Raw genomic sequence first — 23,208 nt, 5'->3', positions numbered from 1 at the left:
GGGGCGCCGCGACCTCAGTCGCGAGGCGGCAGGACGTAGATCCCGAAGTGGTTCTCACCCTGCCGGACGACGCCCACCGCCTCGGCCGTCGGCGGCACCGGTGCCGCTGACGGCTGCTCGTTCAGCCACACCACCGCGACGGGCAGTGCAGTCGTCGGCGCGCGGTCGGTGCGGCGGAACGCCGTGTCGTCGTGCGCCTGGATCGCGGGCGGCAGAAACACCTCGAACCCGTCGTTGCGCAGCGCGAGGCCGAGGGATGGCGCGACCTCGAAAACCGGCCCGAGACCCGTCCCGTGCACCGCCACCGCGCGACGTGCACCGTCGACGGTGGGCCAGCCGGACATCATCGCCACGATCCCGGACTCGGCGGCGCGGACGTCCTGGCCCACGGCGATCTCGCCGGCCGACGTGGTGGTCGCGTCCGACACCACGAGCCCACCGGTCACGGCCAGGGCGCATCCCGTCACGGCTGCCAGCGCACCGCGCGCTGAACCGAGACGGACGGGAAGCCACCGGAGCAGTTCGACCAGCGAGGCGATGACGACGACCATCGCGAACGCAGCCACCGGGGCACCGGCCGCCACCATCCATGCCTCGGCGAAATAGGCGGTGTGCGGCACCATCAGGATCTGGATCACGAACAGCGCGAGGCCGGCGAGGGCGACGCGTGCGGCCCGGCCCAGGACGGGCGGGAGACGCACCGCCCGGGCGACCAACGCGATCAGCGCCAGGGCCGTCGCGCCGAGGAGCGTCAGCGCCTTCGCCGACGGGACAGCGACCCCGGGAAGCAGACCCCGGGCGATGAACTCGAAGCGATCGACCGTAGGTGCCGGCACCGCGGCCGGTGCCGAGGAGCGCAGCTGCTGCAGCAGGCTGGTGACGTTGTTCGGGTCGTAGATGATCAACTCCAGCGTCACCGGCAGCCACAGCAGCGCTGCCAGCACCGCGCAGCACTGCATCGGCCGGGTCAGTCGCCGCCGTTCCGCACCGACCGGAAGCCAACCGCGCCGGGGCCACCAGGCGTCCCGCTCGCGGTGCCAGGCATGGGCACCCACCACGAGCACGATCGCGGTCAGACCGGTGACCAGGTAGGCATAGGACAGATGCGACTGCACCGCGATGGTGCCGGCGAGGACGAAGAGCGGCCAGTGGCTACGCTGCCCACCGACGAATTCCACGGTCACGAAGAGCATCAGCAGGATCAGCAGCAAGGGCGGAAAGGGGTTGAACGGCCGGAAGAAGAGGCCGGCGCCGATCGAGCAGGCCGTCACCAGGACTGCGAAGGCAGCTGCGACGGCGCCGGGCACTCCAGCCACCCGCGACCCGACGCGCACGGTGGCGACCGCCGCCAGACCGTTGACGAGTGCGACTCCGACGAGGATGCCCCATGCGCTGAACCGGAACGGCACCGCGCCGACGGATGCCGCGTAGTAGAGAGCGGGACCGGGATGATGCGGATAGCTGCCACTGAACCCCGGCGTGCTGGCCCAAGGCCCCATGACACGGGGGTGACCGGTCCACGTGTCACGCATCGCCATCGCGGTGAGGGCGTCGTCGTTCGTCGGCCACCACCCGCGGGCGTGGACAATCAGCACGGTCGCCGCCACGGGGACGAGCACAGCGGCATACACGAACGCCAGCGCGATCCGTTCGAAGTCCGCCCGTGGCCGGCGGTTCGGCCGTCCCATGGACGGCTCAGAAGCCGAGCTTGGACAGTTGATTGGGGTCGCGCTGCCAGTCCTTGGCGATCTTGACGTGCAGGTCGAGGAACACCTTCTGCCCGAGCAGTTCCTCGATCGCCTGGCGCGCCCGGGTGCCGACATCGCGCAACCGGGAGCCGCCGCGACCGATGATGATCGCCTTCTGGCTGGAGCGCTCGACGAAGATGTTGACCCGGACGTCCATGAGCGGCCGGTCTGCGGGGCGGTCCTCGCGTGGCAGCATTTCCTCCACGACCACGGCGATGCTGTGCGGCAGCTCGTCCCGCACACCCTTCAGTGCCGCTTCGCGCACCAGCTCGGCGACCATGACATCGTCGGGTTCGTCGGTGAGCACGCCGTCCGGGTAGAGCTTCGGGGACTCCGGCAGGTATTTCATCAGCACGGCGAGAACGGTGTCGACCTGCTCGCCGGCGGTTGCGGAACAGGGCACGATCTCCTGCCAGTCGCCCAGCTGCTCGATCGCGACAAGGTGCTCGGCGAGCCGGTTGCGATCGACGGTGTCGGACTTGGTTGCCAGCGCCACGACGGGGCGGCGACGGCCGCGCCGCAACTCCGCCAGCTCGGCAGCGATGAACTGGTCGCCGGGGCCGATGCGCTGGTCGCACGGCAGGCAGAAGCCGATGACGTCGACGTCCATCAACGTCTCACGCACCACGTCGTTGAGCCGCTGCCCGAGCAGCGTGCGCGGCTTGTGCAGTCCCGGCGTGTCGACCAGGATCAGCTGTCCCTCGTCCGTGGTGGCGATGCCGCGGATGGTGTGCCGCGTCGTCTGCGGCTTGCTGGAGGTGATCGCGACCTTCTGCCCCACCAGAGCGTTGGTCAGTGTCGACTTGCCGGCGTTCGGCCGGCCGACCAAGCAGGCGAATCCCGCACGGTAGTCACTCATTGCAGTACTTCCTTCGCCGACGTGCGCCCATGGGGCTGGAGAACCACCGTCAATCCTGCTGTATGCCGGCGGTCGCGTGCACATCCGCCCCCGCGTCACCGCCGGCTGCGGCAGGGGCGGCCGCCTCCGGCGACTCCTCCCGCTCCACCACGACCGTCGCGATCTGGTGTCGCCGCCCGGCCAGACGTTCGGCCGTCAGGTGCAGCCCGGCGACCGTGGCGCCGGCGCCGGGGATCGGCACGCGGCCGACCAGCTTGGCCAGCAGGCCGCCGACGGTCTCGACGTCGTCCTCCTCGATGGTGACGTCGAAGTACTCGGCGAGGTCGTCCACCGACATCCGGGCCGGAACACGCACCGTGCCGTCCGGCAACTGCTCGGGTCCCGGCGTCACCCGGTCGAATTCGTCGTCGATCTCGCCGACGACCTCCTCGATGATGTCCTCCAGGGTCACCAGGCCGGCGGTGCCGCCGTATTCGTCGATCACGATCGCGAAGTGGCGGCGTACCAGCTGCATCTCGCGCAGCAGATCGTCGGCCGGCTTGCTGTCCGGCACGAACGTCACGTCCCGCATCACCGAGGTCACCGGCTCGTCGAGCAGTTCGTCACGGCGGAAGACCCGTGCCGCGACGTCCTTGAAGTAGAGGACTCCGTCGATGGCGTCCGGGCTGCCGTCGGCCACCGGCACACGGGAGAAGCCGGATCGCATGAACAGGCGCATCGCCTGGCCGAGGGTCTTGCCGGCATCGATGGTGATCATGTCGGGACGCGGCACCATCAGCTCGCGGACGACAGTTTCGTCGAGCTCGAAGACCGACTGGATCATCTTGCGCTCGTCGTCCTCGATGAGCTCCGAATCCGTTGCCAGGTCGACGTATTCGCGCAGCTCTTCCTCGGTGTCGAACGGCCCGTCACGATAGCCGCGTCCGGGGGTCACGGCGTTGCCGACGGCGACGAGGGCGCGGGCGATCGGTCCGAGGATGCGGTGCAGCCACAGCACCACCGGAGCGGCGCCCAGCGCCACGGGTATGGCGTGCTGGCGCCCGAGCGTGCGTGGTGAGACCCCGACCAGGACGAAGGACACCACGGCCCTCACCGCGATCGCGACCAGCAGCGCCACCCAGAAGTCGTCGACGGCCTCGCGGACCGCCAGGGTCACCAGCACCGCTGCGGTCGCCTCGGCGGCGACCCGCAGGAAGGTGAGCACCATCGCGACCGCCGAGGTGTCCTGGGCCAGCCGCGCGAGCGCGTCGGAGCCGCGCCGCTGTTGCTCGACCAGGTCCTCCGCGGTGTGGCGGCCGATCCGGCTGAGGGCGGAGTCGACCGAGGCGAAGGCGAAGCCGAGGACGACCGACACCAGCGCTGCGATGAGCAGGGCAACCATGGGTCTCACTCGCCGGTCGGCGGGATGATGCGCACGTCCTCACCCTGGCGGTCGCGGCCGGCGAGGAAGGTGAGCAACAGGGTGCGCTGCAGCGAGAACATCTCGCGACGCTCGTCCGGCTCTGCGTGGTCGAAGCCGAGCAGGTGCAACAGACCGTGGACGGTCAGCAGCAGGAGCTCCTCGGCGGTCGTGTGTCCCGCCTCGGCCGCCTGCTTGGCCGCGACCGTCGGGCAGAGCACGATGTCGCCGAGCACGCCCTCGACGGGCTCGTCACCGGCCTTGCCGGGCCGCAGCTCGTCCATCGGGAAGCTCATCACGTCGGTCGGCCCCGGCAGGTCCATCCACTGCTTGTGCAGCAACTCCATGGCCGGCTCGTCGATGATGCCGATGTAGAGCTCGACCTCGGGGTGCACGTTGAGCTCGTGCAGCACGTGGACCGCGCACTCGCGCAGTTCCGGCGGGTCGACCTCGAAATCCGTCTCGTTGAGCAGGTCGATGCTCATTTATTTGCCCCGCCGTTCGGCACGGACGACCTTCGCCGGACGAGCCGATGCGCCGCGGGCATCGAACTCCTCGTACGCCTCGACGATCGCGCTGACCAGCCGGTGACGCACCACGTCCTGGGCGGTCAGCCGGGAGAAGTGGATGCCCTCCACGTCCCCGAGGATGTCCTGTACGACGCGCAGACCCGACATGGTGCCGCCGGGCAGGTCCACCTGGGTGACGTCTCCGGTGACCACCATCTTGGAGCCGAAGCCGAGCCGGGTGAGGAACATCTTCATCTGTTCCGCCGAGGTGTTCTGTGCCTCGTCGAGGATGATGAACGCGTCGTTGAGGGTCCGTCCGCGCATGTACGCCAGCGGCGCCACCTCGATGGTGCCGGCAGCCATCAGCCGTGGGATGGAGTCGGGGTCGATCATGTCGTGCAGGGCGTCATACAACGGCCGCAGGTAGGGGTCGATCTTGTCGTTGAGCGTGCCGGGCAGGAAACCCAGGCGCTCACCCGCCTCAACCGCCGGCCGGGTCAGGATGATCCGGTTGATCTGCTTGGCCTGCAGCGCGGCGACCGCCTTGGCCATCGCCAGGTAGGTCTTGCCCGTGCCGGCCGGGCCGATGCCGAAGACCACGGTGTGCTCGTCGATGGCGTCGACGTATTCCTTCTGCCCCAACGTCTTCGGCCGGATGGTGCGACCGCGGTTGCTGACGATGTTCATCGTCAACACATCCGCCGGACGCTCGCGGGTCCGTGCCCGCAGCATGCCGATCGAGCGCTCGACGGCGTCACGGTTGAGCTGTTGGCCCGCGTCCAGCACCGTCAGCAGCTCGTCGAGCAGTTCCTCGACCAGTGCCATGTCGGCGGGCGGGCCGGCCAGGTGGAAGACGTTGCCCCGCACGTGGATGGTCAGCTTCGGGAAGGCCCGCTCCATGGTGCGTAGCAACTCGTCGCGCGGCCCGAGGAGCGTCACCATCGACACGTCCGGCGGAACCTCGATGGTGTGCTGGGCGTGCACGTCGCCCGGTGCGCCGGGGTCGGTGCCGGTGTTGTCGGCCGACCGCTTCAGCGACCCGGGCTGAGGATCATGATCATCACTTGTCATCGTGCGTCCCATTCTACGGGCGATGACCGACGCCTTCGAATCGTTTGCTGCCCGATCGCCCCGTAGGACCCATCGGTCCGCCGAGACGACCTCGCTCTCGTATCTTCGCGACGGAGCCCCGTCACCGCTCGAGCTTGCTCATGCCGATCGGCAGTGCGCTCCACCACGCCGCCAATCCACTGATGTTGCAGACGGCGGAACTCCCCTGCCGCATGAGTCGTGCCGGGAGCTCGTTGCGGTCGCCGATCGACCACCGGGAAGGCAGATCGACGACGCGGACCGCTCCGAATGTCACCACAGCCCTCTTGCGCCTCAAGGCTCAGGCTGCCGCGGTGTGGTGGCCGGGCATCAGGCCGGGTGTCAGGATCCAGTGCACGCCGTCGGGTCGGACCTCGGCCATGTAGCCCTGCCGGTGCACGGTGTGGTGATGCCTGCCGCACAACAATGCCGAGTCGGTCAGGCAGGTGTGGCCGCCGGCCCACCAAGGGGTGACGTGGTGGACTTCGCAGAACCCGGGTGGCCGGTCGCAGCCGGGGAAGGTGCACCCCCGGTCGCGCAGGATCACCGCGGCCCGGATGGCCCTGGTGGCCAGGCGTTCTCGCCGGCCGACATCGAGGGGAGCGCTGGGTCCACCGAGGACGGCGGGGATGAGGTCGGCGGTGCAGGCGAACCGCCGCGCCGCGCCCGCATCGATCACGTCGCCGGTGCTGGTGTGCGCGGGGCCGCTGCCGTAAGTGAGGGTGTCCAACCCGATGGTCAGCAACACTGTCGCGGCACTGGCTTGCACACCGTCCCCCGCCGCGGCACGGGCGCCGGCACCGACCAGGTCCATCAGCGCGTCCGCCCGGCGCTTGCCCGCCGAGCGTTCATCACGCACCGGCTCACCCGAACCTGCGGACGGATCGAAGGCTTCGGATGTGTCGGCGCCGCCGAGGCCGAAGACGGCACCCGACCCGTGACCCGTGCTGGCATCGGGTTTCGCCGGATCGGGCGCCGACTTGGCGTTGATCGCTTCCTTCAGAATGGCCGCGTTCGCCGGCGACAACTCGGCCACCAGCCGGGTCATCCCGGTCGGTGTCGTCGACCACGACAGCGTCTCGGTGTCTTCGAGCTTCTCGTCGTCGTCGGAGAGCTTGTCCGGGGCGTAGCGGGCCAGGATCTCCCGTGTCAGCCGGGTCAGACCGGCACACCCCAGCGAAGAGTCCACCTGCAGGAACCAGCCCAGCACCTCGTCACGGTCGGCGGTCGGGATCACCGGCCCCACCTTGTCCGCCTGCGTCAGGGCGGTCCGTGCCGATTCGACCGAGCACGACCCGTCTCGAAGAGCCTGGCCGATGACAGTGTTCTTCCGCGCCCGGCACGCGTCCGCGACAGCGGCCATCGTCCGCACCGTCTTCGGCTCGACCGGGACATCGACGACATGAGCGCCCAACCATTGGGCCGTGGTGGCCGCGTCCGACCGGTCGACCGCGCCCCGTTCGGCCGCGTCTGCGGCCACCAGGGTGACCAGCTGCGCGGACCGGCCCTGCAGCCGCAACAGGGCCGTCACCAGGTCGCCCTCCTCGTCCTCACCGAGCTGGTGCACCGCACCGGGAACCTCGTCCAAAACTTCCGCGGCCGCTTGCAGCACGGAGAGCACTTCCGGGCCACGCCCCGGCTGCGCGACCAAGGCAGCATCCACCACTGAATCATTGATGCTCATGGCATGAATCCCCCTGACCTGCCTGTGTTTTCGTCTACCCACAGGATACCGGAGTACACTGACAACGGCTAGCATTTCATCGAACACATTTCTGATTAACTGGTTGACTGTCTGCCGGGCGTCCGCAGTCGCCAGGCTCCGATGGGGGCGTGGTCTCGATACGCCTCCCTCGCTCCGCTCCTCCGGCACTCGACCGACGCACGTTTCCGCACGTGCCCTTCGAGACGCTCGCTCGTCCCTCACGAACTCCTCAGGGCGCGAGCTCGGCCACACAGCTTCTGGCGGATTCGGGCGCTGATCTCGATACGCTCCTCCGCTTCGCTCCCCCGCTACTCGATCGACGCTGTGCCGCTTCGCCCGCTACTCGATCGGCTTCGTTCGTCGGCCTGCCGCCAGCCACATCGCGAGCAGCCAGACGCCGGCACCGACGACGAAGCACCACGCCATACGACAGGTGGCGCCGGGTGCAGTGACGGAGCCGGCGATCGCACCGAACAACGCCACCCCGAACGACGTTCCGGTTTGCCGGGCGGCGTTGTTCAGGCCGCCCACCACCCCCGCTGCGCTCGGCGCTGCTGCCACCGACGTCGCGACCAGCGGCATCACCAGCATGCCGAGCGCCACGCCCGCGAGCAGCATCCCGGGGACCAGGGGCAGCAGCGCGTGCGGTGCGCGCCATACCGCGAGCGCCAGCGACAGTTCGCCGAGCACGCCGACGACGAACCCGGCGCGGATCAGCCGAACGGGACGGATCCGCACCATCCGCCGGCGCGCCAGCAACGGCACGAGTGTCAGCGGCGCGAACATCGGCAATGTCGCCAGGCCGGCGGAGAAGGCGTCCCTGCCTTGCACCGTCTGGAGCAGGAAGGCCAGCACCAGCAGGGAACCGTTCCCGACGAGGTTCATCCCGAGCGATCCGGCAGACGCCCGCAGCAACTCGCGGTTGCGCCACAGCTCACGCGGCACCATCGGCGCCGCGGCGCGTCGCTGCCCGACCACGAACGCCGTTCCGCTTGCGCCGGCCGCCGCCACGAGGAGCAATCCGACCGGACTGGTCCCTGCGCGGCCGAGTTCGATGAGTCCGGCGATCGCGCATCCCAGGCTCGCGGTCGAGGTCACCGCGCCGAACCGGTCGAGCGGCCGCTGCTGGGTCCGGCCGCGCGGCAACGTGACCGCACCCACCGTTGCCGCGACCACGACGGGCGCATTGATCAGGAAGATCAGGCGCCAACTGCCGACGCCGATGAGCGCGCCACCGACCAGCGGCCCGAGCGCGACCGCCGAGCCCGAGACACCGGACCACACGGCGATCGCCCGAGCCCGTTCGTCCGGGTGCTCCCAGATCGCGGTGATGAGCGACAGACTGGCCGGCAACATCGCCGCTGCACCAACGCCCTGCACCACCCGGCCGGTCACCAGCACCGGGAGCGTCGATGCCGCCGCACATCCGATCGAGCCCATGCCGAAAGCCACCAGCCCCACGACGAACGCACGACGCGCGCCCCACCGATCGGCGCCGGTTCCCGCAGTCAGCAACAACGCCGCGAGCGGCACCGTGTAGCCGTCGACCACCGCCTGCGCGCCGGCCGTGCCGCCGCCCATGCCCCGCTCGATGCTGGGCAGCGCGACGTTGACGATCGACACGTCGAGCAACACCAGGAACATCGCCGAGCACAGGATGAGCAGGCTGCGGCCACGCCCGCCCTGCGCCGTGCCGGCCGGTGCGGATTCCGTTGTCGTCATACGCACCAGCCTGCGGCCGTGAACCTTCGGCGCTCACCGAACCGTAGAGCGGACGCTTCGGTGGCCGGCGAAACGTCCGGCGGCCAGAATGGCGACATGACCGGGAAGCAGCAGCGGGACGTCGCGGACGTGGCCGCGGTCTTCGCCGACCGTGCTCGGGCACGGATGATCGGCGCACTGATCGACGGGCGGCGCCTGCCCGCGTCGCGCCTGGCGACGGAGGCCGGGGTCAGCGCCGCGACCACCAGCGGTCACCTGCGGCGGATGCTCGATGCCGGGATCGTCCAGGTGGAGGTGAGTGGTCGGCACCGCTTCTACTATCTGGCCGACGCGCAAGTGGCCGCCGCTTATGAGGCGTTGATCGCGATGACCCCGCTGCCCCCGATCACCTCGCTGCGGACGGGCACCCGGATGGCACGGCTGCGCACGGCGCGCACCTGTTACGACCACTTCGCCGGCCGGCTCGGTGTCGCGATCACCGCCGCCCTGATCGACACGGGTGTGCTGCACGCCCTCGACGCACACGCCGACACCCGCCGCCGGGTCGGCGACCGCCTGTCGGCACCGGTCCCGGCCGATCGCTTCGAGCTCGGGCCCGGAGCGCAGGACCACCTGGCGTCCTGGGGCGTGGATCTCGCGGCGGTCGAGGCCCTGAACCGGCCGACGCTGCGCTTCTGCCTGGACTGGACGGAGCAGCGCGAGCACCTGGCCGGCGCGCTCGGTGCGGCCATCCTGTCCGCCGCGCGGGACCGTGCCTGGGTCTGCGACGGTCCGCGCCCGCGCGAACTCGCGCTGACCTCGGCCGGCGCGGCCGGCTTCGCGCGGCTGGCGCCGGCGATCTCGCAGGAGTTGGCCGGCTGATCACCAGCGGCTGCGGGCCAACAGGACCGCGAGCGCTGTCGGGCCGGCGTTGGACGCACGCAGCACCGTCGGCCCGAGGCGTATGGCGCGAGCGCCGACCGCCTCGAACGCCGTCAGTTCGTCGGGGCTGATCCCGCCCTCAGGCCCGACCACGACGACGACTTCTCCTGCAGGCACGTCGAATTCGCCGATCGCGACGTCCGCCTCCTCGTGGAGTATGACGACGGCGTCGGCATCCTGCAGGCGTGCCGGTGCGCTCCGGCTGGTCACCAGCGGCTCGACGTCCGGCACGGTCGGGCGGCGTGACTGTTTGCTGGCCGAGACGACCAGTGATTCCCATTTCGCGTGCGCCTTGTCCGCTTTGGCGCCGCGCCACTGAACGATGCTGCGATCGGCCTGCCACGGGATGACCGCGTCCACGCCGAGCTCGGTCGAAGCCTCGACGGCTTGCTCGTCACGGCCACCCTTGGCCAGCGCCTGCATGAGCACGAAACGGGTTGCCGGACGGTGGGATTCGCGAAGAGTCGCGATCTGCACGGTCAAGCCGTTCCGGGCTGCGGCGACGATCGGGCCCTCGGCGACCCGGCCCGATCCGTCCGCCACCTGCACGGTCTCGCCGACCGCCAGGCGGCTGACCACCACGGCGTGCCGTGCCTCGTCACCGCTGACCGTGACGGTGCCGCCGACGGCGGCTGCATGCAGCGCACCGACGGTCGCGAAGAAGAGGCGTGCGGTCACCGGCGGCTACTTGGCCTGGAAGGCGTCCCGCAGTTTGCCGAACAGCCCCTTCTCGACCCGGCCGAAGCGCGCCTCCGGGCGCTCCTCGCCACGCTCCTTGGCCAGCAGCCGCAACAGCTCCTCCTGCTGCGGGTCGAGTTTGGTGGGCACCCGCACATTGGCGTGGACCAGCAGGTCCCCGCGGACCTGCGAGCGCAGGTGCGTCACCCCGAGACCGCGCAGCGTGATGACGTCACCCGGCTGGGTGCCCTGCGGGATCTCGACATCACGCTCGCCGTCGAAGGTGTCCAGCGGCAGCGCGGTGCCGAGCGCTGCAGCGGTCATCGGCAGTTCGACCGAACAGTGCAGGTCGTCGCCGCGTCGCTGGAAGGTCGGGTGCTTGCGCACCCGCACCTCGACGTAGAGGTCACCCGCTGGGCCGCCGGCGGAGCCGACCTCGCCCTCACCGGTCAACTGGATGCGGGTGCCGGTGTCGACGCCGGCCGGCACCTTGACGGTGATGGTCCGCCGGTCACGCACCCGGCCCTCGCCGGAGCAATTGAAGCAGGGGTCGTCGATGATCTCGCCGTAACCGCGGCACGCCTGGCAGGGCCGGGTGGTCATCACCTGGCCGAGGAAGGACCGCTGCACCTCCTGCACCTGGCCGCTGCCATGGCAGATGTCGCAGGTGTGCTTGCCGGTGCCCGGCCGCGCCCCGTCACCGTGGCACACCGAGCAGGTGACCGCCGTGTCGAAGGTCAACTCCTCCGCACCACCGAAAACCGCTGTGCCCAGGTCGATCTCGACCGCGATGAGAGCATCCTGGCCGCGCTGCGTGCGCGAACGCGGGCCGCCTTGGGCGGCGCCGGAACCGCCGAAGAACGCGTCCATGATGTCGGAGAACGAGAAGCCCTGGCCGTAGCCCGCGCCGCCACCGGCCGTCGCGTAGGGATCGTTGCCCATGTCGTAGGCACGCCGCTTCTCGGCGTCGCCGAGGACGTCATACGCCTGCGCGACCTTCTTGAACTGATCGGAAGCCTCCTCGGACGGGTTGACGTCCGGGTGCAGCTTGCGGGCCAGTTTGCGGTAGGCCCGCTTGATCTCTTCCGGACTCGCGTTCTGCGCGACGCCCAGGTCGCCGTAGTAGTCGTTCACGAAGCTCCTTCGAGCTGTTGGTGCGGTTCGAGGTCAGTTTTCCAGGATGTCGGCGACGTAGCGTGCGACCGCACGCACCGCCGCCATGGTCGAGGGATAGTCCATGCGGGTCGGACCGAGGACGCCCAGGCTCGCCAGGCTTCCCGCGTCATATGCCGTGGTCACGATCGACGTGCCGGTGAGGCCGCTGATGGCGTTCTCGGTGCCGATGCGGACCGCCACGCCCTCGGTCGGCTCGATGCCCTCCTGCGTCAACAACCGCAGCAGTACGACGTGTTCCTCCAGGGCGTCCAGCAGCGGCCCGAGGGAGAGCGCGAAGTCGCTGGAGCGCACCAGGTTGGCGGTGCCACCCAGCACGACGCGGTCCTCGCGCTCCTCCGCCAGAGCGGCGGCCACCGCTTCGACCACGGTCACGCGGGCATCCGACGAGTCCTCGGCCAGACCTGCGGCCCAGTCCCGCAACGCGCCGGCCGCCACCGCGCGACGCAGGCCGGCGCTTCTGTCGTTGAGGCCGGCCCGCAACTGATGGATCAGCTCGTCGGATTCCGCCTCGGTCATCGTCCGGCCCAGGTCGATGACGCGCTGCTCGACCTGACCGGTCGACAGGATCACGATGAGGCTGAGGCGGTCCGCCGAGCGCGGCACCAGCTCCACGTGCCGGACCTTGGCGGCATTCAACGAGGGGTACTGCACCACTGCCGCCTGCCCGGTCAGTGACGACAGCAGCCGCACGGTGCGCGAGATCACGTCGTCCAGATCCACCGACCGCACCAGGAACGCCTCGATGGCATTGCGTTCGGCCCGGGAGAGCGGCTTGATCTGGCTGAGCTTGTCGACATACAGCCGGTAACCGGCGTCGGTGGGGATGCGGCCGGCGGAGGTGTGCGGCGCGGCGATCAGCCCGTCCTCCTCCAGCGCGGCCATGTCGTTGCGCACGGTGGCCGCACTGACCCCCAGCTGGTGACGCTCCAGCAGCGCTTTGGAACCGACCGGTTCGGAGGTCGACACGTAGTCCTGCACGATCGCTCGCAGCACCTGCAGCCTGCGCTCGTCGCTCATGACCGGTCACCTCCTCACTCGCCCGGGCCCTACGTCTGGCACTCAGGTATGTCGAGTGCCAAGTCTACTTGCCTCCCGCAAGCGAGCCGAATCCCCGACTACGCTTCCCGGCGTGACGGACAGATATGGCACCGACGTGCTCGCGGGTGACTGGCGCAAGCCGCCACGGGGACGTTCGACGCAGATTCCCGCCGAACCCGGACTGGTCGTGGAGGAGGTCCAAACCGGCTGGTGCGGTGCCGTCGTGTCGGTCGAGAAGTCCGGCGGCATGCGGGTCGTGCACCTGGAGGACCGGCACGGCCGCAGCCGCGCCTTCCCGATGGGTCCGGGTTTCCTCATCGACGGCAAACCGGTCGAGCTGGTGGCCGCCGCCTCGCGCTCGGACGCGGCCGCGCTGCAGGCAGCCCGGGACGCCGCAGCGCGCACCGCCAGCGGTTCGCGTGCGGTCACCGATGCGACGGCGCGGGTCGCGCGCGGGTCGCGCATCTTCGTCGAGGGCAAGCACGACGCCGAGCTCGTGGAGAAGGTCTGGGGCGCGGACCTTCGCATCGAAGGCGTCGTGGTCGAGATGCTGAACGGCGTCGACGACCTGCGCGCGGTCATCCGCGAGTTCGGCCCGACCCCCGAGCGCCGGATGGGCGTCCTGGTGGATCACCTGGTCCCGGGTACCAAGGAGGCCCGGATCGTGGCCGACGCCCTCGCCATACCCGAGGCACGCCAGGATGTCCTGGTGCTCGGCCACCCGTATGTCGACGTGTGGCAGTCCGTGCGTCCGGAGCGGCTCGGCTGGAAGCAGTGGCCCGTCATACCGCGCGGGACCTCCTGGAAGCACGGCGTCCTGGCCGAACTCGGCTGGCCGCACGCGAGCCAGGCCGATGTCGCGAACGGCTGGAAGCGCATCCTCGGCACGGTCCGCAGCTACACCGATCTGCAGCCCGAGCTGCTCGGTCGGGTCGAGGAACTCATCGACTTCGTCACGGCCGTTGCATGAGAGCCGGCGGATGAAGCTCGAGGCGGAGCTCGTCGCCGTCGTACTGGCCGTCGACGCCGGCCGGCCCTGGGTCCTCGCGACCGGTGAACCACCCGCGTTGCCGGCCGGACCGTTGACCGCGGGACAGGACTCGTTGCAGGCCGGAGTTCGCAAGTTCGCCCGCGGCCGCAGCGGATTCGATCTGGGGTATGTCGAGCAGCTCTACACGTTCGCCGACCTCGGCCGGTCCAGCGACGACCGGCGCACGGTCTCGATCTCCTATCTGGGACTCACCCGTGCGTCGATCGCGGGCAGCGTGCGCCCGACCGATTGGTCACCGCTGTACGACCTGCTGCCGTGGGAGGATCGGCGGCATCTGGGCGACGACCGCACCGACCGCCTCGGCGAGGAGCTTGAGCGGGCGCTGCGCCGCTGGTGCGGTGAGTCCACCGAACGCCTCGACCGTTGCCGCTTCCTGTTCGGCTACGACGACACACCCTGGCGTCCGGACCTGGCGCTGCAGCGCTACGAACTTCTCTGGGAAGCCGGCCTGGTCGCCGAATCCCCTGCCGCCGGACGCATCTCCGCACTCACCGCAGGTCCGATGCTGCACGACCACCGCCGCATCCTGGCGACCGGCCTCTCCCGGATCCGGGCCAAGCTGCAATACCGGCCGGTGGTCTTCGAGCTGATGCCGGCGACGTTCACCCTGCTCGCCCTGCAGGAGACCGTGGAGGCCGTCGCCGGCCAGCACGTGCACAAGCAGAACTTCCGCCGCGCCGTCGAGGTCCAGCACGAGCTCGTCGAACCCACCGGTGACGTCTCGCACGAGACCGGCGGACGCCCCGCCAAGCTCTACCGTTTCCGCGGCTCGGTCCGCGAGGAACGTGCTCAGGTCGGCACCAAGCTGCCGCTGCCTCGGTAGGCCGCCAACCGGACGGCCGCCGGTTCGGAACTCCGGGCTCCGTCCCTTCTGACGATGCCGCACCGGTGTTATGCTCAGTCTCAGCATTTACTCATTGTGAGCATTACCAAGCTGAGGAGCAATGGTGAGCATCAGCGAGTTGTCCTACGACCACGCGGCGGCATACGAGAACGTGCGGCAGGTGATCCCCGAGGTCGAGTGGGCCATGTATGCCGACGACATCGAGGCGATCCACCGGCTCAAGCGCGAGCAGGATGCGGTGATCCTGGCGCACAACTACATGACACCGGAGGTCTTCCACGGCGTCGCCGACATCAAGGGCGACTCCCTGGCGCTGGCCCGGGAGGCGCAGCACGTCGACGCCGGCACCATCGTCCTCGCCGGTGTGCACTTCATGGCCGAGACCGCCAAGCTGCTCAACCCCGGCAAACGGGTGCTGCTGCCCGACCTGCGCTCGGGTTGCTCGCTCGCCGAAAGCATCACGCCACACGACATTGCGGCGTTGCGCGAGCAGCACCCGGGTGCACCCGTCGTCACCTACGTCAACACGTCGGCGGCGGTCAAGGCCGCCAGCGACATCTGCTGCACCTCCGGCAACGCCGTGCAGATCATCACCTCGCTCGGCGTCGACAAGGTGATCATGATCCCCGACCAGTACCTCGCCCGGAACATCTCCGCCCTCACCGGTGTCGAGGTCGTGACGCATCCCGGCGCCTGCGAGGTGCACGAACGCTTCACCCCGCTGGACATCGTGCAGATCCGCCAGGGACATCCCGGCGTGACGGTGCTCGCACACCCCGAGTGTCCGCCCGACGTCGTCGCCGAGGCCGACTTCGCCGGGTCGACCGCCGACATGCAGCGGTATGTCGAGGACGAGCAGCCGGCCAGCGTCGCACTGATCACCGAGTGCTCGATGAGCGACAACATCGCCGCACAGCACCCTGACCTGGAGTTCGTGCGGCCGTGCAACCTGTGCCCGCACATGAAGCGAAACACGTTGGGCGCCATACGTGCTGCGCTGGAATCCGGCGGCCCGGAGATCGACGTCGACGCGGCCGTCGCCGCCCCCGCCCGCCGCGCCATCGAACGCATGCTGCAAGCGACCCCCGGAGGGGCTGCGCGATGACGCTGCGCACGCCGATCGTCGTCGTCGGATCCGGACTGGCCGGCCTGACCTGCGCCTGGGCAGCGACCGAGCCGGTCGTGCTGATCACCGCCGCCTCGCTGACGTCCGGCGCAGCCAGCATGTGGGCGCAGGGCGGGGTCGCCGCCGCACTCGCCGCAGACGACTCCACCCGGGACCACGCCGACGACACCTGGCGGGCCGGTGCGTTCGCCGGCGACCGCGCGGTCATCGATCGCATCACCGCCGCCGCCCCCGGCGTCGTCCGGCTGCTCGCCGACCTGGAGGTCCCCTTCGACCGCGCGCCCGACGGCAGCCTCGACCTCGCGCTGGAAGGCGGCCACAGCCGCCCGCGGGTCGCACACGCCGGTGATCACAGTGGCGCCGCCATCACCGCCTGTATGGCGTCCGCGGTGCTCCACTCCCCCACGATCGAGATCCGTCAGAACCACTCGGCCATCGAGGTGCTCGTCCTCCCGAACGGCGCCGTACGGGGTGTCGTGGTCCGTCGCGCCGACGGCACCGAGGAGCTGATCGAGACCGAACGCGTTGTCCTCGCGACCGGCGGGCTCGGTGGGCTCTGGCCGCACACCACCAACCCAACCACGGCGCTCGGCCAGGGCGTTGCGCTGGCCGCCCGGATCGGCGCACGCACCGACGACCTGCATCTGGTGCAGTTCCACCCCACCGGACTGGACGTTCCGCGCGACCCGATGCCGCTGCTCACCGAGGCGTTGCGCGGCGCGGGAGCGACCCTGTTGGCCGACGGGATCCGCTTCGTCGACGAGCTCATGCCTCGTGACGTGGTGGCCGCGGCGGTGTGGGAGCAGTTGTCGGCGGGTCGCACCGTCCGGCTGGACGCGCGTGGGATCCCAGAGGTCGCAAGGCGTTTCCCCGCCGTCGCGGAACTCACCGCGGCGTCTGGCCTGGACCTCGCCGCCGACCTGCTGCCCGTCCGGCCCGCGCTGCACTACTCGATGGGCGGGGTCACCGTCGACGACCACAGCCGCACGTCGGTGCCTGGTCTGTGGGCGATCGGCGAGGTGTCTCGCACGGGGCTGCACGGTGCCAACCGGCTGGCCTCCAACTCCCTGTTGGAGGCGGTGGTCAGCGGCCGCGCGGCCGCCGAGGACGCGTGTGCCGGGCCGGGCACCCGGGACTGCCGGATCGAGCCCGCCGACCCTGCGACGGTGCTGCCTCGCACCAACCGTGCCACTCTTGCGATGCAGGACGTTCGTCGCGTGCTGGGCGACGCGTGCGGGGTGCTGCGCGACGGTGCCGGTCTGCACCGCGCCGTGCGTCTGCTGGCGCCGCACACCGGCGATGACGTGTCGTATGTCGCCTGGCTCGTCGCGCGCTCGGCTCTGGCCCACCCGCACAGCGTCGGCGCGCACCGGCGCACCGATGACGCCGCCCCCGCGGCCGCCGAATCCTTAGGAGTGACACCATGATCAGCCCCGAACTCGAACGGGTCGTACGTACGGCGCTCGCCGAGGACCTCGGCCTGGGCGGCGACCTGACCACCCGGCTGACCGTGCCGGGCGACGCGGCAGGGACGGCATACATCGTCAGCCGGGAGGAGGGCGTCCTGTCCGGCCCTGCCGCCGCGACTGCGACCTTCGCCGCCGTCGATCCGTCGCTGCGGGTCGACTGGGCCAAGCAGCCAGGTGACAAGCTCGCGCCCGCAGATCTCGTCGCCACCCTCACCGGCTCGGCCCGGTCGGTGCTGACCGCCGAACGCACCGCCCTCAACCTGCTGGGTCACCTCACCGGGATCGCCTCCCGCACCAGCGTTTTCGTCGATCTGGTGGAGGGCACCAAGGCCCGCATCGTGGACACGCGCAAGACCACGCCCGGTCTGCGCGAGCTGGAGAAGCAGGCGGTCCTCGACGGTGGCGGCACCAACCATCGGTTCGGGCTGTATGACGCCGTGCTGGTCAAGGACAACCACATCGGCCTCGGCGGCGGACTGCTCCCCGTCCTGGAGCGCTTGGCCGCGGCCGGCAGTCATCTGGTCCGCGTGGAGATCGAGGTCGACACCATCGAGCAACTCGACACGGTCCTCGCCTTCGACGCCGAGCGCATCGCCGACGGCCGGCCGCCGGTCGTGCACGCGGTGCTGCTGGACAACATGGAGGCGTGGCAGGTCGCCATGGGGGTCGCCCACATCCGCCGTCACCCGGCGCCGCTCGTGGCCGAGGTGTCCGGTGGGGTCGACGAGGAGACCGTGCAGGAACTGGCCCGCGCCGGCGCGGACGCGATCTCGGTCGGCGCCCTGACGCACAGCGTGCGCTGCCACGACTTCGGCCTCGACCTGCACAGCTGACCCAGGCGCTTCGCTGCCCACCTCAGCCGACGCACCCGCATCGCGCATGACGTCTCGGCGGGAAGGGCTACCAGCCGAGGAGGCGGCGCACCACGGTGTCGGCGAGCAGCCGGCCCCGCAGGGTCAGCCGGGCGGCCGGGCGCTGCCGGCGGACCGCTGCCGCGCCGTCGAGCAGGCCGTCGGCGATCAGCCCGGCGACGGCGGAGCGACCGGCCTCGTCGAGCACGTCCAGGCTCAGGCCGTCCGACAGCCGCACGCCGAGCAGCACCCGCTCGTCATACCGCTGCGCGTCGGTGAGGATCTCCCGACCCGCACCCGGCGACGCGCCGGCCAGCACACGCTCGGCGTACGGCGAGGGGTGCTTGACGTTCCACCAGCGCACCCCGCCGACATGGCTGTGCGCACCCGGACCGACGCCCCACCAGTCGTCGCCGCGCCAGTAGGACTCGTTGTGCCGGCACCGCGCGTCCGGCCGCCGTGCCCAGTTGCTGATCTCGTACCAGTCGAATCCTGCTGCCGTCAGGACTGATTCGGCGATCTCATACTTCTCCGCCTCGTCGTCGTCCTCCGGCAGGGCGACGACACCACGGCGCACCTGCGCGGCCAGCTTGGTGCCTTCCTCCACGACGAGGGCATAGGCACTGATGTGGTCCGGCTCCAGCTCGGCCGCAGCCTCCAGACTGCGTCGCCAATCGGCCGGACTCTCCCCCGGCGTGCCGTAGATCAGGTCGAGGCTGACCTGCAGCCCTGCATCGCGGACCGCGCGCACGGCAGCACCGACATTGGCCGGATCGTGGGTGCGTTCCAGGGTCGCGAGCACGTGCGGAACAGCCGACTGCATGCCCAGGCTCACCCGGGTGAACCCGCCCGCGGCGAGCGTCTCGGCCACGCGTCCGTCGACCGTGTCCGGGTTGGCCTCGCTGGTGACCTCCACGTCCGGCTGCAGCCCGAAGAGGCCACCGGCCTGCGCCACCATTCGCGCCAGGTCGTCGGCACGAAGCATCGTGGGAGTGCCCCCACCGACGAAGATGGTGCTGATCGCGGGAGCTTCCTCGCCCAGCGTCCGGCGCGCGAGCTGCAGCTCGGCGACGGCGGCGTCGGCATAGGTGGACAGACCCGCGCCGTGCCCGCCGAGTTCACCGATCGTGTAAGTGTTGAAATCGCAGTAACCGCACCGCACCGCACAGAACGGCACGTGCAGATAAAGGCCGAGCCGGCGACCGGCCAGCCCGTTCAGCGCCGTCGCCGGCAGCGACCCGTCGGACGGCACGGGTTCTCCGACGGGGAGGGTGGAAGGCACCCGGCAATGGTAGGTCGCGCCGCTCCGCGAGGTTCGGCCGCGACCCGCTCGCCAGTGCGCACCCGGACAGCGGCTCCCTGTGATGGCGTGCCGAGCACCCGGTTGAATGGACCCCATGAGTCTCTTCCTCACCGTGGACGCCGGCGGCACCTCGACGCGGGCCCTGGTCCACGATGCCGACGGGACGTGCATGGGGTATGCCGTCGCCGGCGGCGGCAACCCGACCGCATCAGGCGTGGAAAGCGTTGCCAATGCGATGCGTTCGGCGGCTCACACCGCCCTGCGCCAGGCCCAGGCGGAACCTGCCGACATCGGCCACGCCCTTGCGGCGATGGCGGGTTCTGCGGTCGGACTGACCGGCGTGGAGCGCGGGCTGCAGCAACTGGGCGTCTCGGCCGAGCTGCGCATCGGCAGCGACCTGGAGGCCATCCTCTTCGCGGGCACGGCCGCGCTCGATGGTGCCGCGCTGGTGTCCGGCACCGGAGCTGCGGCGATCGTGGTGCGCGGCGGTGTCACGACAGCGCGCAGTGACGGCCGCGGCTGGCTGATGGGCGACGTCGGCTCCGGCTACTGGATCGCACGCCGGGCGGTGCGCGCCGTCACCGCCGATCTCGACAGCCGCGGCCCCCGCACCAGCCTGACCGAGGCCCTGCTGCCGGCAGCTGGTGTGGTCGGTGATCGGTCCGCCGGCAAGGACGTGCTGCTCGACCAGCTCGTCACCGCCGTCTACGCGATCCCCACACCCGGCATCGCACGGTTCGCGCCCCTGGTCTTCGAGCAGGCCCCCGTCGACGAGATCGCCCGGTCCATCATCGAGGATGCGGGCACCGGTCTGGCCGACACCGTCACCGCGCTGGACTCCCCCGATCGCGACGCACCGTTGGTCGTGGGCGGAAGTGTGCTCTTCCATCAGGCGGGGCTGCGCTCCCGGGTGACCGAACTCCTGCGCGAGCGTGGCTGGACGGGACCGGTCGATGCCGTCTCCGACGGCACGCTCGGCGCGATCTGCATGAACCTGCGCTCGGCGAGCGTCACGGTCGACGCCGACCGACACGCACACGCCCGGACGTCGCTCCGCGCCATACGGTCTCGGATCTGACCCGCGACGTCAGAGGGTCCCCGTGGCCGCCTGCAGTCCGAGGCTGGCCAGCGCCACGCAGATCCACAGCAGTGCGCCGAGCAGCAGGGGCCGGTGCCCGGCGGCCCGCAATTGTGCGGGTCGCATTCCCAGGCCGATGGCCGCGAGGGCGACGGTGATGAGGAAGGTGCCGAGGAACGTCAGCGCATCGTGCCAGCCGGCGGGGATGGCGCCGATGGAGTTCAGTGCTGCCGCGACCAGGAATCCGACCAGGAACGCCGGCACCACCTTGCGCCACGGGATGCTGACCTGTTCGCCCTGATGGGCGGCGTCCCGTCGTGCGGTGAGGAACGCCAGCACCATCACGATCGGGATGATCAGCAGCGAGCGGGTCAGCTTCACCACGATCGCGTAGGGTCCGGCGCCGTCGCCGAAGCTGTATGCCGCGGCGACCACCGACGAGGTGTCGTTGACCGCCGTGCCGCTCCACAGCCCGAACGAATGACCGGACATCCCGATCAGGTGCCCGATCGGGGGGAACAGCAACACGGCGAGAATGTTGAAGGTGAAGATCGTGCCGATGGCGTAGGCGACATTCGACTGCTTGGGTCGTATGACGGCCGTCGTCGCGGCGATGGCCGAGGCACCGCAGATGCCGGTGCCGACACCGATGAGAGTGGACAGCTCGCCGTTGATCCCCAGCAGCCGGCCGAGGACGTAGGCACCGCCGAGGGCCACCGCGAAGGTGCCCAGCATGACCGGCAACGAGCCACCGCCCACCTCGATCACCTTCGCCAGCGACAGCCCGGTGCCCAGCACCACGATCGACAGCTGCAGCACCGATTTGCTCGCGAAGCCCACGCCGGGTGTGAGCCGCTCATGACGCATCAGCGGCACGGCCGAGCCCGCCAGGATGCCCAACAGTATCCCGAACACCGGGCCGCCGATGACGGGTGCGAAGTGGCCGAGAACCGTTGCGAGGGAAGCGATCACCACGGCTACCAGCAACCCGGGAAGGTAGGTCAGCACAGAGCGCTCGTGCGGATCGCCACCGGCCGAAGGGCTTGCTGCTGCACGGTCGGAATATGTCGTCGTTGCCACCTGACAAGGTTCGGGCCGTGCGCCCGCCGGCGGTAGCCGTCATCTCCCCATAGTGGGTATATCCTCCGCATATGACATGCTGGCCGGACCTGAGTGCCCTGGAGCTGCTCGTCGCCGTCGCCGATCACGGCAGCCTGTCGGCCGGCGCCCGCGCCACCGGTGTCGCGCAACCCAACGCGAGCCGGTCCATCGCTCGCCTGGAGCGCCATCTGGGGATCACGCTGCTGCACCGCTCGACCGCGGGATCGACGCTCACCGACTCCGGGTTGCTGGTGGTCGAGTGGTCGCGCAGCGTGATGCAGGCCGCGCGCGAATTGGCCGAGGGCGCAACCTCCCTCGCGACGGACAGCAGCGAGTCGCTCGTCGTCGCAGCCAGCCAGACCATCGCCGAGCACCTCCTGCCGTCGTGGCTGGCCACGCTGAGGGAGACGCAACCGCAAGTACGCATCGAGATCCACGTGCACAACACGCACGACGTCCTGTCGGATCTGCTCGAAGCACGCTGCGACCTCGGCTTCATCGAGGGGCCTCAACCACCGCGGGGCGTCAATCACCTCGTCGTCGCACACGACGAACTCGTCCTGGTCGTCACGCCCCGGCACCCGTGGGCGGGCCGCCGGGAACCGGTGACCGCCGACGAACTCTGGATCACTCCACTGGTCGTGCGCGAGCCCGGCTCCGGCACGCGGGTCGCACTCGACGAAGCACTCGGGGCGCCGGCGCAACCGGCGGTGGAGCTCGCGAGCAACGCCGCCGTGCGGGTCAGCGTCCAGTCCGGCACGGCGCCGGCCGTGCTGAGCAGACTGGCAGTCTCCGACGCACTCGCCACCGGTGCGCTGCTCGAGGTCCCGACGACCCTGCGGCTGCATCGTCAGTTGCGCGCCGTCTGGACCGGCCCGCGCAGACTGCGTGGACCCGCCGCGGAACTCGTCGCGATCGCCGGTCGCGCGTGAGCGTCAGCTCTTCGCCTCCGTCACCCACAGTGGTATGACGCCGTTGACCACCTCGGTGCCGTCGGCAAGCCTGCCGGTGACCCGCACCGGCACCTCGTGCGGGGTGGGCCGGTCCCAGTCCGCCGGATCGGTCTCGGCGATGCAGTCGACTGCGGACGGCACCTTTGCGATGTATTCGAGCTGAATGCCCTTGGGAATCCAGCGAGTTGCCGGCTTGACCGTCGCTTCGGCGAGCAGCCCCATGGCGGCTTCCATGCCGTTGGCGACCGCGATCGCGTGGATGGTGCCGATATGGTTCTGCACTCCGCGCCACTTGCGGATCCGCACCACGGCGCGGTGGGGCGCCATCTCGCGTACCTGCGGCTGCACGGTGGCGAAGTATGGCGCCCGCGCCATGAAGCCCAGGGCGAACACCTGTCGTCCGAACGGTTTGCCGGCCAAGCGCTGGTAGAGCTGGAACGTCGACGTCATACGTTTCTCCTATGTCAAGCCGCGGCCGGTAGGGCCGGGGTTTGACGGTTGTTGTGGTCTGTTGTCAGGAGGTTGAAGATGACGCGGGCGAGGCGTCGTTTGAGGCAGCGCAGTGCTTCGGTCTTGGATTTGCCCTCG

Annotated in this window: 22 protein-coding genes; 8 read left to right on the top strand and 14 right to left on the bottom strand. The window is 70.2% G+C overall.

Translation table 11 applies throughout. The features are described 5' to 3' along the window. Window positions 1–14: 14 nt before the first annotated feature. The 8 genes from ACTHL4_RS09605 to ACTHL4_RS09570 form a co-directional block, all read right to left on the bottom strand. Window positions 15–1,688 carry a hypothetical protein gene (locus ACTHL4_RS09605; RefSeq protein WP_440282534.1) on the bottom strand — a complete coding sequence of 558 codons (1,674 nt, stop codon included), beginning with the start codon at window positions 1,686–1,688 and terminating at the stop codon, window positions 15–17. Between the two features lie 7 nt (window positions 1,689–1,695). Then, window positions 1,696–2,607 carry a GTPase Era gene (era, locus tag ACTHL4_RS09600; protein ID WP_440282533.1) on the bottom strand — a complete coding sequence of 304 codons (912 nt, stop codon included), beginning with the start codon at window positions 2,605–2,607 and terminating at the stop codon, window positions 1,696–1,698. Between the two features lie 49 nt (window positions 2,608–2,656). After that, entirely contained in the window at window positions 2,657–3,988 is a 1,332-nt protein-coding gene (locus tag ACTHL4_RS09595; RefSeq protein ID WP_440282532.1) for a hemolysin family protein, read from the bottom strand. A 5-nt stretch (window positions 3,989–3,993) separates the two neighbouring features. Beyond that, a complete protein-coding gene (ybeY, locus tag ACTHL4_RS09590) occupies window positions 3,994–4,491 on the bottom strand; it encodes an rRNA maturation RNase YbeY (RefSeq protein WP_440282531.1) in 498 nt (165 codons plus the stop codon). Beyond that, window positions 4,492–5,586 carry a PhoH family protein gene (locus ACTHL4_RS09585; RefSeq protein ID WP_440282530.1) on the bottom strand — a complete coding sequence of 365 codons (1,095 nt, stop codon included), beginning with the start codon at window positions 5,584–5,586 and terminating at the stop codon, window positions 4,492–4,494. A gap of 121 nt (window positions 5,587–5,707) precedes the next feature. Beyond that, window positions 5,708–5,881, bottom strand: coding sequence for a hypothetical protein (locus tag ACTHL4_RS09580; RefSeq protein ID WP_440282529.1), 174 nt, complete (start codon window positions 5,879–5,881; stop codon window positions 5,708–5,710). 24 nt (window positions 5,882–5,905) lie between these two features. Continuing rightward, window positions 5,906–7,288, bottom strand: a complete 1,383-nt coding sequence (locus ACTHL4_RS09575; protein ID WP_440282528.1) for a DUF222 domain-containing protein — start codon at window positions 7,286–7,288, stop codon at window positions 5,906–5,908. Window positions 7,289–7,648: 360 nt separating this feature from the next. Then, window positions 7,649–9,031 carry an MFS transporter gene (locus tag ACTHL4_RS09570; protein WP_440282527.1) on the bottom strand — a complete coding sequence of 461 codons (1,383 nt, stop codon included), beginning with the start codon at window positions 9,029–9,031 and terminating at the stop codon, window positions 7,649–7,651. Between the two features lie 96 nt (window positions 9,032–9,127). On the opposite strand from ACTHL4_RS09570, the gene ACTHL4_RS09565 reads away from it, so the two are divergent. Then, window positions 9,128–9,892 carry an ArsR/SmtB family transcription factor gene (locus ACTHL4_RS09565; protein ID WP_440282526.1) on the top strand — a complete coding sequence of 255 codons (765 nt, stop codon included), beginning with the start codon at window positions 9,128–9,130 and terminating at the stop codon, window positions 9,890–9,892. Here the strand turns inward: ACTHL4_RS09565 and ACTHL4_RS09560 are convergent, their stop codons facing one another. The 3 genes from ACTHL4_RS09560 to hrcA are packed head-to-tail and all read right to left on the bottom strand — an operon-like array spanning window position 9,893 to window position 12,823. Continuing rightward, entirely contained in the window at window positions 9,893–10,630 is a 738-nt protein-coding gene (locus ACTHL4_RS09560) for a 16S rRNA (uracil(1498)-N(3))-methyltransferase (protein ID WP_440282525.1), read from the bottom strand. 6 nt (window positions 10,631–10,636) lie between these two features. Next, a complete protein-coding gene (dnaJ, locus tag ACTHL4_RS09555) occupies window positions 10,637–11,764 on the bottom strand; it encodes a molecular chaperone DnaJ (protein WP_440282524.1) in 1,128 nt (375 codons plus the stop codon). A gap of 33 nt (window positions 11,765–11,797) precedes the next feature. Beyond that, window positions 11,798–12,823 (bottom strand): heat-inducible transcriptional repressor HrcA, encoded by a 1,026-nt coding sequence (hrcA, locus tag ACTHL4_RS09550; RefSeq protein ID WP_440282523.1) that lies wholly within the window; start codon window positions 12,821–12,823, stop codon window positions 11,798–11,800. Between the two features lie 112 nt (window positions 12,824–12,935). On the opposite strand from hrcA, the gene ACTHL4_RS09545 reads away from it, so the two are divergent. From ACTHL4_RS09545 to nadC, 5 genes are all read left to right on the top strand, one after another. Continuing rightward, window positions 12,936–13,814 carry a DUF3097 domain-containing protein gene (locus ACTHL4_RS09545; RefSeq protein WP_440282522.1) on the top strand — a complete coding sequence of 293 codons (879 nt, stop codon included), beginning with the start codon at window positions 12,936–12,938 and terminating at the stop codon, window positions 13,812–13,814. Window positions 13,815–13,824: 10 nt separating this feature from the next. After that, window positions 13,825–14,718, top strand: coding sequence for an NUDIX hydrolase (locus ACTHL4_RS09540; RefSeq protein ID WP_440282521.1), 894 nt, complete (start codon window positions 13,825–13,827; stop codon window positions 14,716–14,718). A gap of 121 nt (window positions 14,719–14,839) precedes the next feature. Next, window positions 14,840–15,844 carry a quinolinate synthase NadA gene (gene nadA, locus ACTHL4_RS09535; protein ID WP_440282520.1) on the top strand — a complete coding sequence of 335 codons (1,005 nt, stop codon included), beginning with the start codon at window positions 14,840–14,842 and terminating at the stop codon, window positions 15,842–15,844. Continuing rightward, window positions 15,841–17,292 carry an L-aspartate oxidase gene (locus tag ACTHL4_RS09530; RefSeq protein WP_440282519.1) on the top strand — a complete coding sequence of 484 codons (1,452 nt, stop codon included), beginning with the start codon at window positions 15,841–15,843 and terminating at the stop codon, window positions 17,290–17,292. The genes nadA and ACTHL4_RS09530 overlap by 4 nt, the downstream gene beginning before the upstream one ends. After that, complete coding sequence (nadC, locus tag ACTHL4_RS09525) at window positions 17,289–18,167, top strand: carboxylating nicotinate-nucleotide diphosphorylase (protein WP_440282518.1); 879 nt, start codon at window positions 17,289–17,291, stop codon at window positions 18,165–18,167. The genes ACTHL4_RS09530 and nadC overlap by 4 nt, the downstream gene beginning before the upstream one ends. Before the next feature lie 67 nt (window positions 18,168–18,234). Here the strand turns inward: nadC and hemW are convergent, their stop codons facing one another. Next, complete coding sequence (gene hemW, locus ACTHL4_RS09520; protein ID WP_440282517.1) at window positions 18,235–19,467, bottom strand: radical SAM family heme chaperone HemW; 1,233 nt, start codon at window positions 19,465–19,467, stop codon at window positions 18,235–18,237. Between the two features lie 115 nt (window positions 19,468–19,582). Between hemW and ACTHL4_RS09515 the strand changes: the two genes are divergently transcribed. Continuing rightward, window positions 19,583–20,566 (top strand): N-acetylglucosamine kinase, encoded by a 984-nt coding sequence (locus ACTHL4_RS09515; RefSeq protein ID WP_440282516.1) that lies wholly within the window; start codon window positions 19,583–19,585, stop codon window positions 20,564–20,566. Window positions 20,567–20,575: 9 nt separating this feature from the next. On the opposite strand, the gene ACTHL4_RS09510 is transcribed toward ACTHL4_RS09515, so the two are convergent. Next, window positions 20,576–21,574: a YeiH family protein gene (locus tag ACTHL4_RS09510; protein ID WP_440282515.1), complete on the bottom strand. Its 999-nt coding sequence runs from the start codon at window positions 21,572–21,574 to the stop codon at window positions 20,576–20,578. Window positions 21,575–21,717: 143 nt separating this feature from the next. Here ACTHL4_RS09510 and ACTHL4_RS09505 point away from each other — a divergent pair, with 143 nt between their 5' ends. Further along, window positions 21,718–22,599 carry a LysR family transcriptional regulator gene (locus ACTHL4_RS09505; protein ID WP_440282514.1) on the top strand — a complete coding sequence of 294 codons (882 nt, stop codon included), beginning with the start codon at window positions 21,718–21,720 and terminating at the stop codon, window positions 22,597–22,599. 3 nt (window positions 22,600–22,602) lie between these two features. Here the strand turns inward: ACTHL4_RS09505 and ACTHL4_RS09500 are convergent, their stop codons facing one another. After that, the gene (locus tag ACTHL4_RS09500) at window positions 22,603–23,070 is read right to left on the bottom strand and encodes a hotdog fold domain-containing protein (RefSeq protein WP_440282513.1); all 468 of its coding nucleotides are present in this window, start codon (window positions 23,068–23,070) and stop codon (window positions 22,603–22,605) included. Window positions 23,071–23,208 lie beyond the last annotated feature (138 nt).

Origin of the sequence: Flexivirga sp. (genome assembly GCF_051955415.1) — a bacterium.
Classification (GTDB): Bacteria; Actinomycetota; Actinomycetes; order Actinomycetales; family Dermatophilaceae; genus Flexivirga.
This window is presented reverse-complemented; position numbering and strand designations above follow the sequence as displayed.

Excerpts from the sequence above, each read along its gene's own strand:
- ACTHL4_RS09500 (WP_440282513.1), bottom strand. The coding sequence starts at position 23,070 with ATGACGTCGACGTTCCAGCTCTACCAGCGCTTGGCCGGCAAACCGTTC.
- ACTHL4_RS09565 (WP_440282526.1), top strand. The coding sequence starts at position 9,128 with ATGACCGGGAAGCAGCAGCGGGACGTCGCGGACGTGGCCGCGGTCTTC.
- ACTHL4_RS09530 (WP_440282519.1), top strand. The coding sequence starts at position 15,841 with ATGACGCTGCGCACGCCGATCGTCGTCGTCGGATCCGGACTGGCCGGC.
- ACTHL4_RS09570 (WP_440282527.1), bottom strand. The coding sequence starts at position 9,031 with ATGACGACAACGGAATCCGCACCGGCCGGCACGGCGCAGGGCGGGCGT.
- nadA (WP_440282520.1), top strand. The coding sequence starts at position 14,840 with ATGGTGAGCATCAGCGAGTTGTCCTACGACCACGCGGCGGCATACGAG.
- era (WP_440282533.1), bottom strand. The coding sequence starts at position 2,607 with ATGAGTGACTACCGTGCGGGATTCGCCTGCTTGGTCGGCCGGCCGAAC.
- ACTHL4_RS09575 (WP_440282528.1), bottom strand. The coding sequence starts at position 7,288 with ATGAGCATCAATGATTCAGTGGTGGATGCTGCCTTGGTCGCGCAGCCG.
- ACTHL4_RS09505 (WP_440282514.1), top strand. The coding sequence starts at position 21,718 with ATGACATGCTGGCCGGACCTGAGTGCCCTGGAGCTGCTCGTCGCCGTC.
- ybeY (WP_440282531.1), bottom strand. The coding sequence starts at position 4,491 with ATGAGCATCGACCTGCTCAACGAGACGGATTTCGAGGTCGACCCGCCG.
- hrcA (WP_440282523.1), bottom strand. The coding sequence starts at position 12,823 with ATGAGCGACGAGCGCAGGCTGCAGGTGCTGCGAGCGATCGTGCAGGAC.
- ACTHL4_RS09595 (WP_440282532.1), bottom strand. The coding sequence starts at position 3,988 with ATGGTTGCCCTGCTCATCGCAGCGCTGGTGTCGGTCGTCCTCGGCTTC.
- ACTHL4_RS09540 (WP_440282521.1), top strand. The coding sequence starts at position 13,825 with ATGAAGCTCGAGGCGGAGCTCGTCGCCGTCGTACTGGCCGTCGACGCC.
- ACTHL4_RS09605 (WP_440282534.1), bottom strand. The coding sequence starts at position 1,688 with ATGGGACGGCCGAACCGCCGGCCACGGGCGGACTTCGAACGGATCGCG.
- nadC (WP_440282518.1), top strand. The coding sequence starts at position 17,289 with ATGATCAGCCCCGAACTCGAACGGGTCGTACGTACGGCGCTCGCCGAG.
- ACTHL4_RS09585 (WP_440282530.1), bottom strand. The coding sequence starts at position 5,586 with ATGACAAGTGATGATCATGATCCTCAGCCCGGGTCGCTGAAGCGGTCG.
- ACTHL4_RS09515 (WP_440282516.1), top strand. The coding sequence starts at position 19,583 with ATGAGTCTCTTCCTCACCGTGGACGCCGGCGGCACCTCGACGCGGGCC.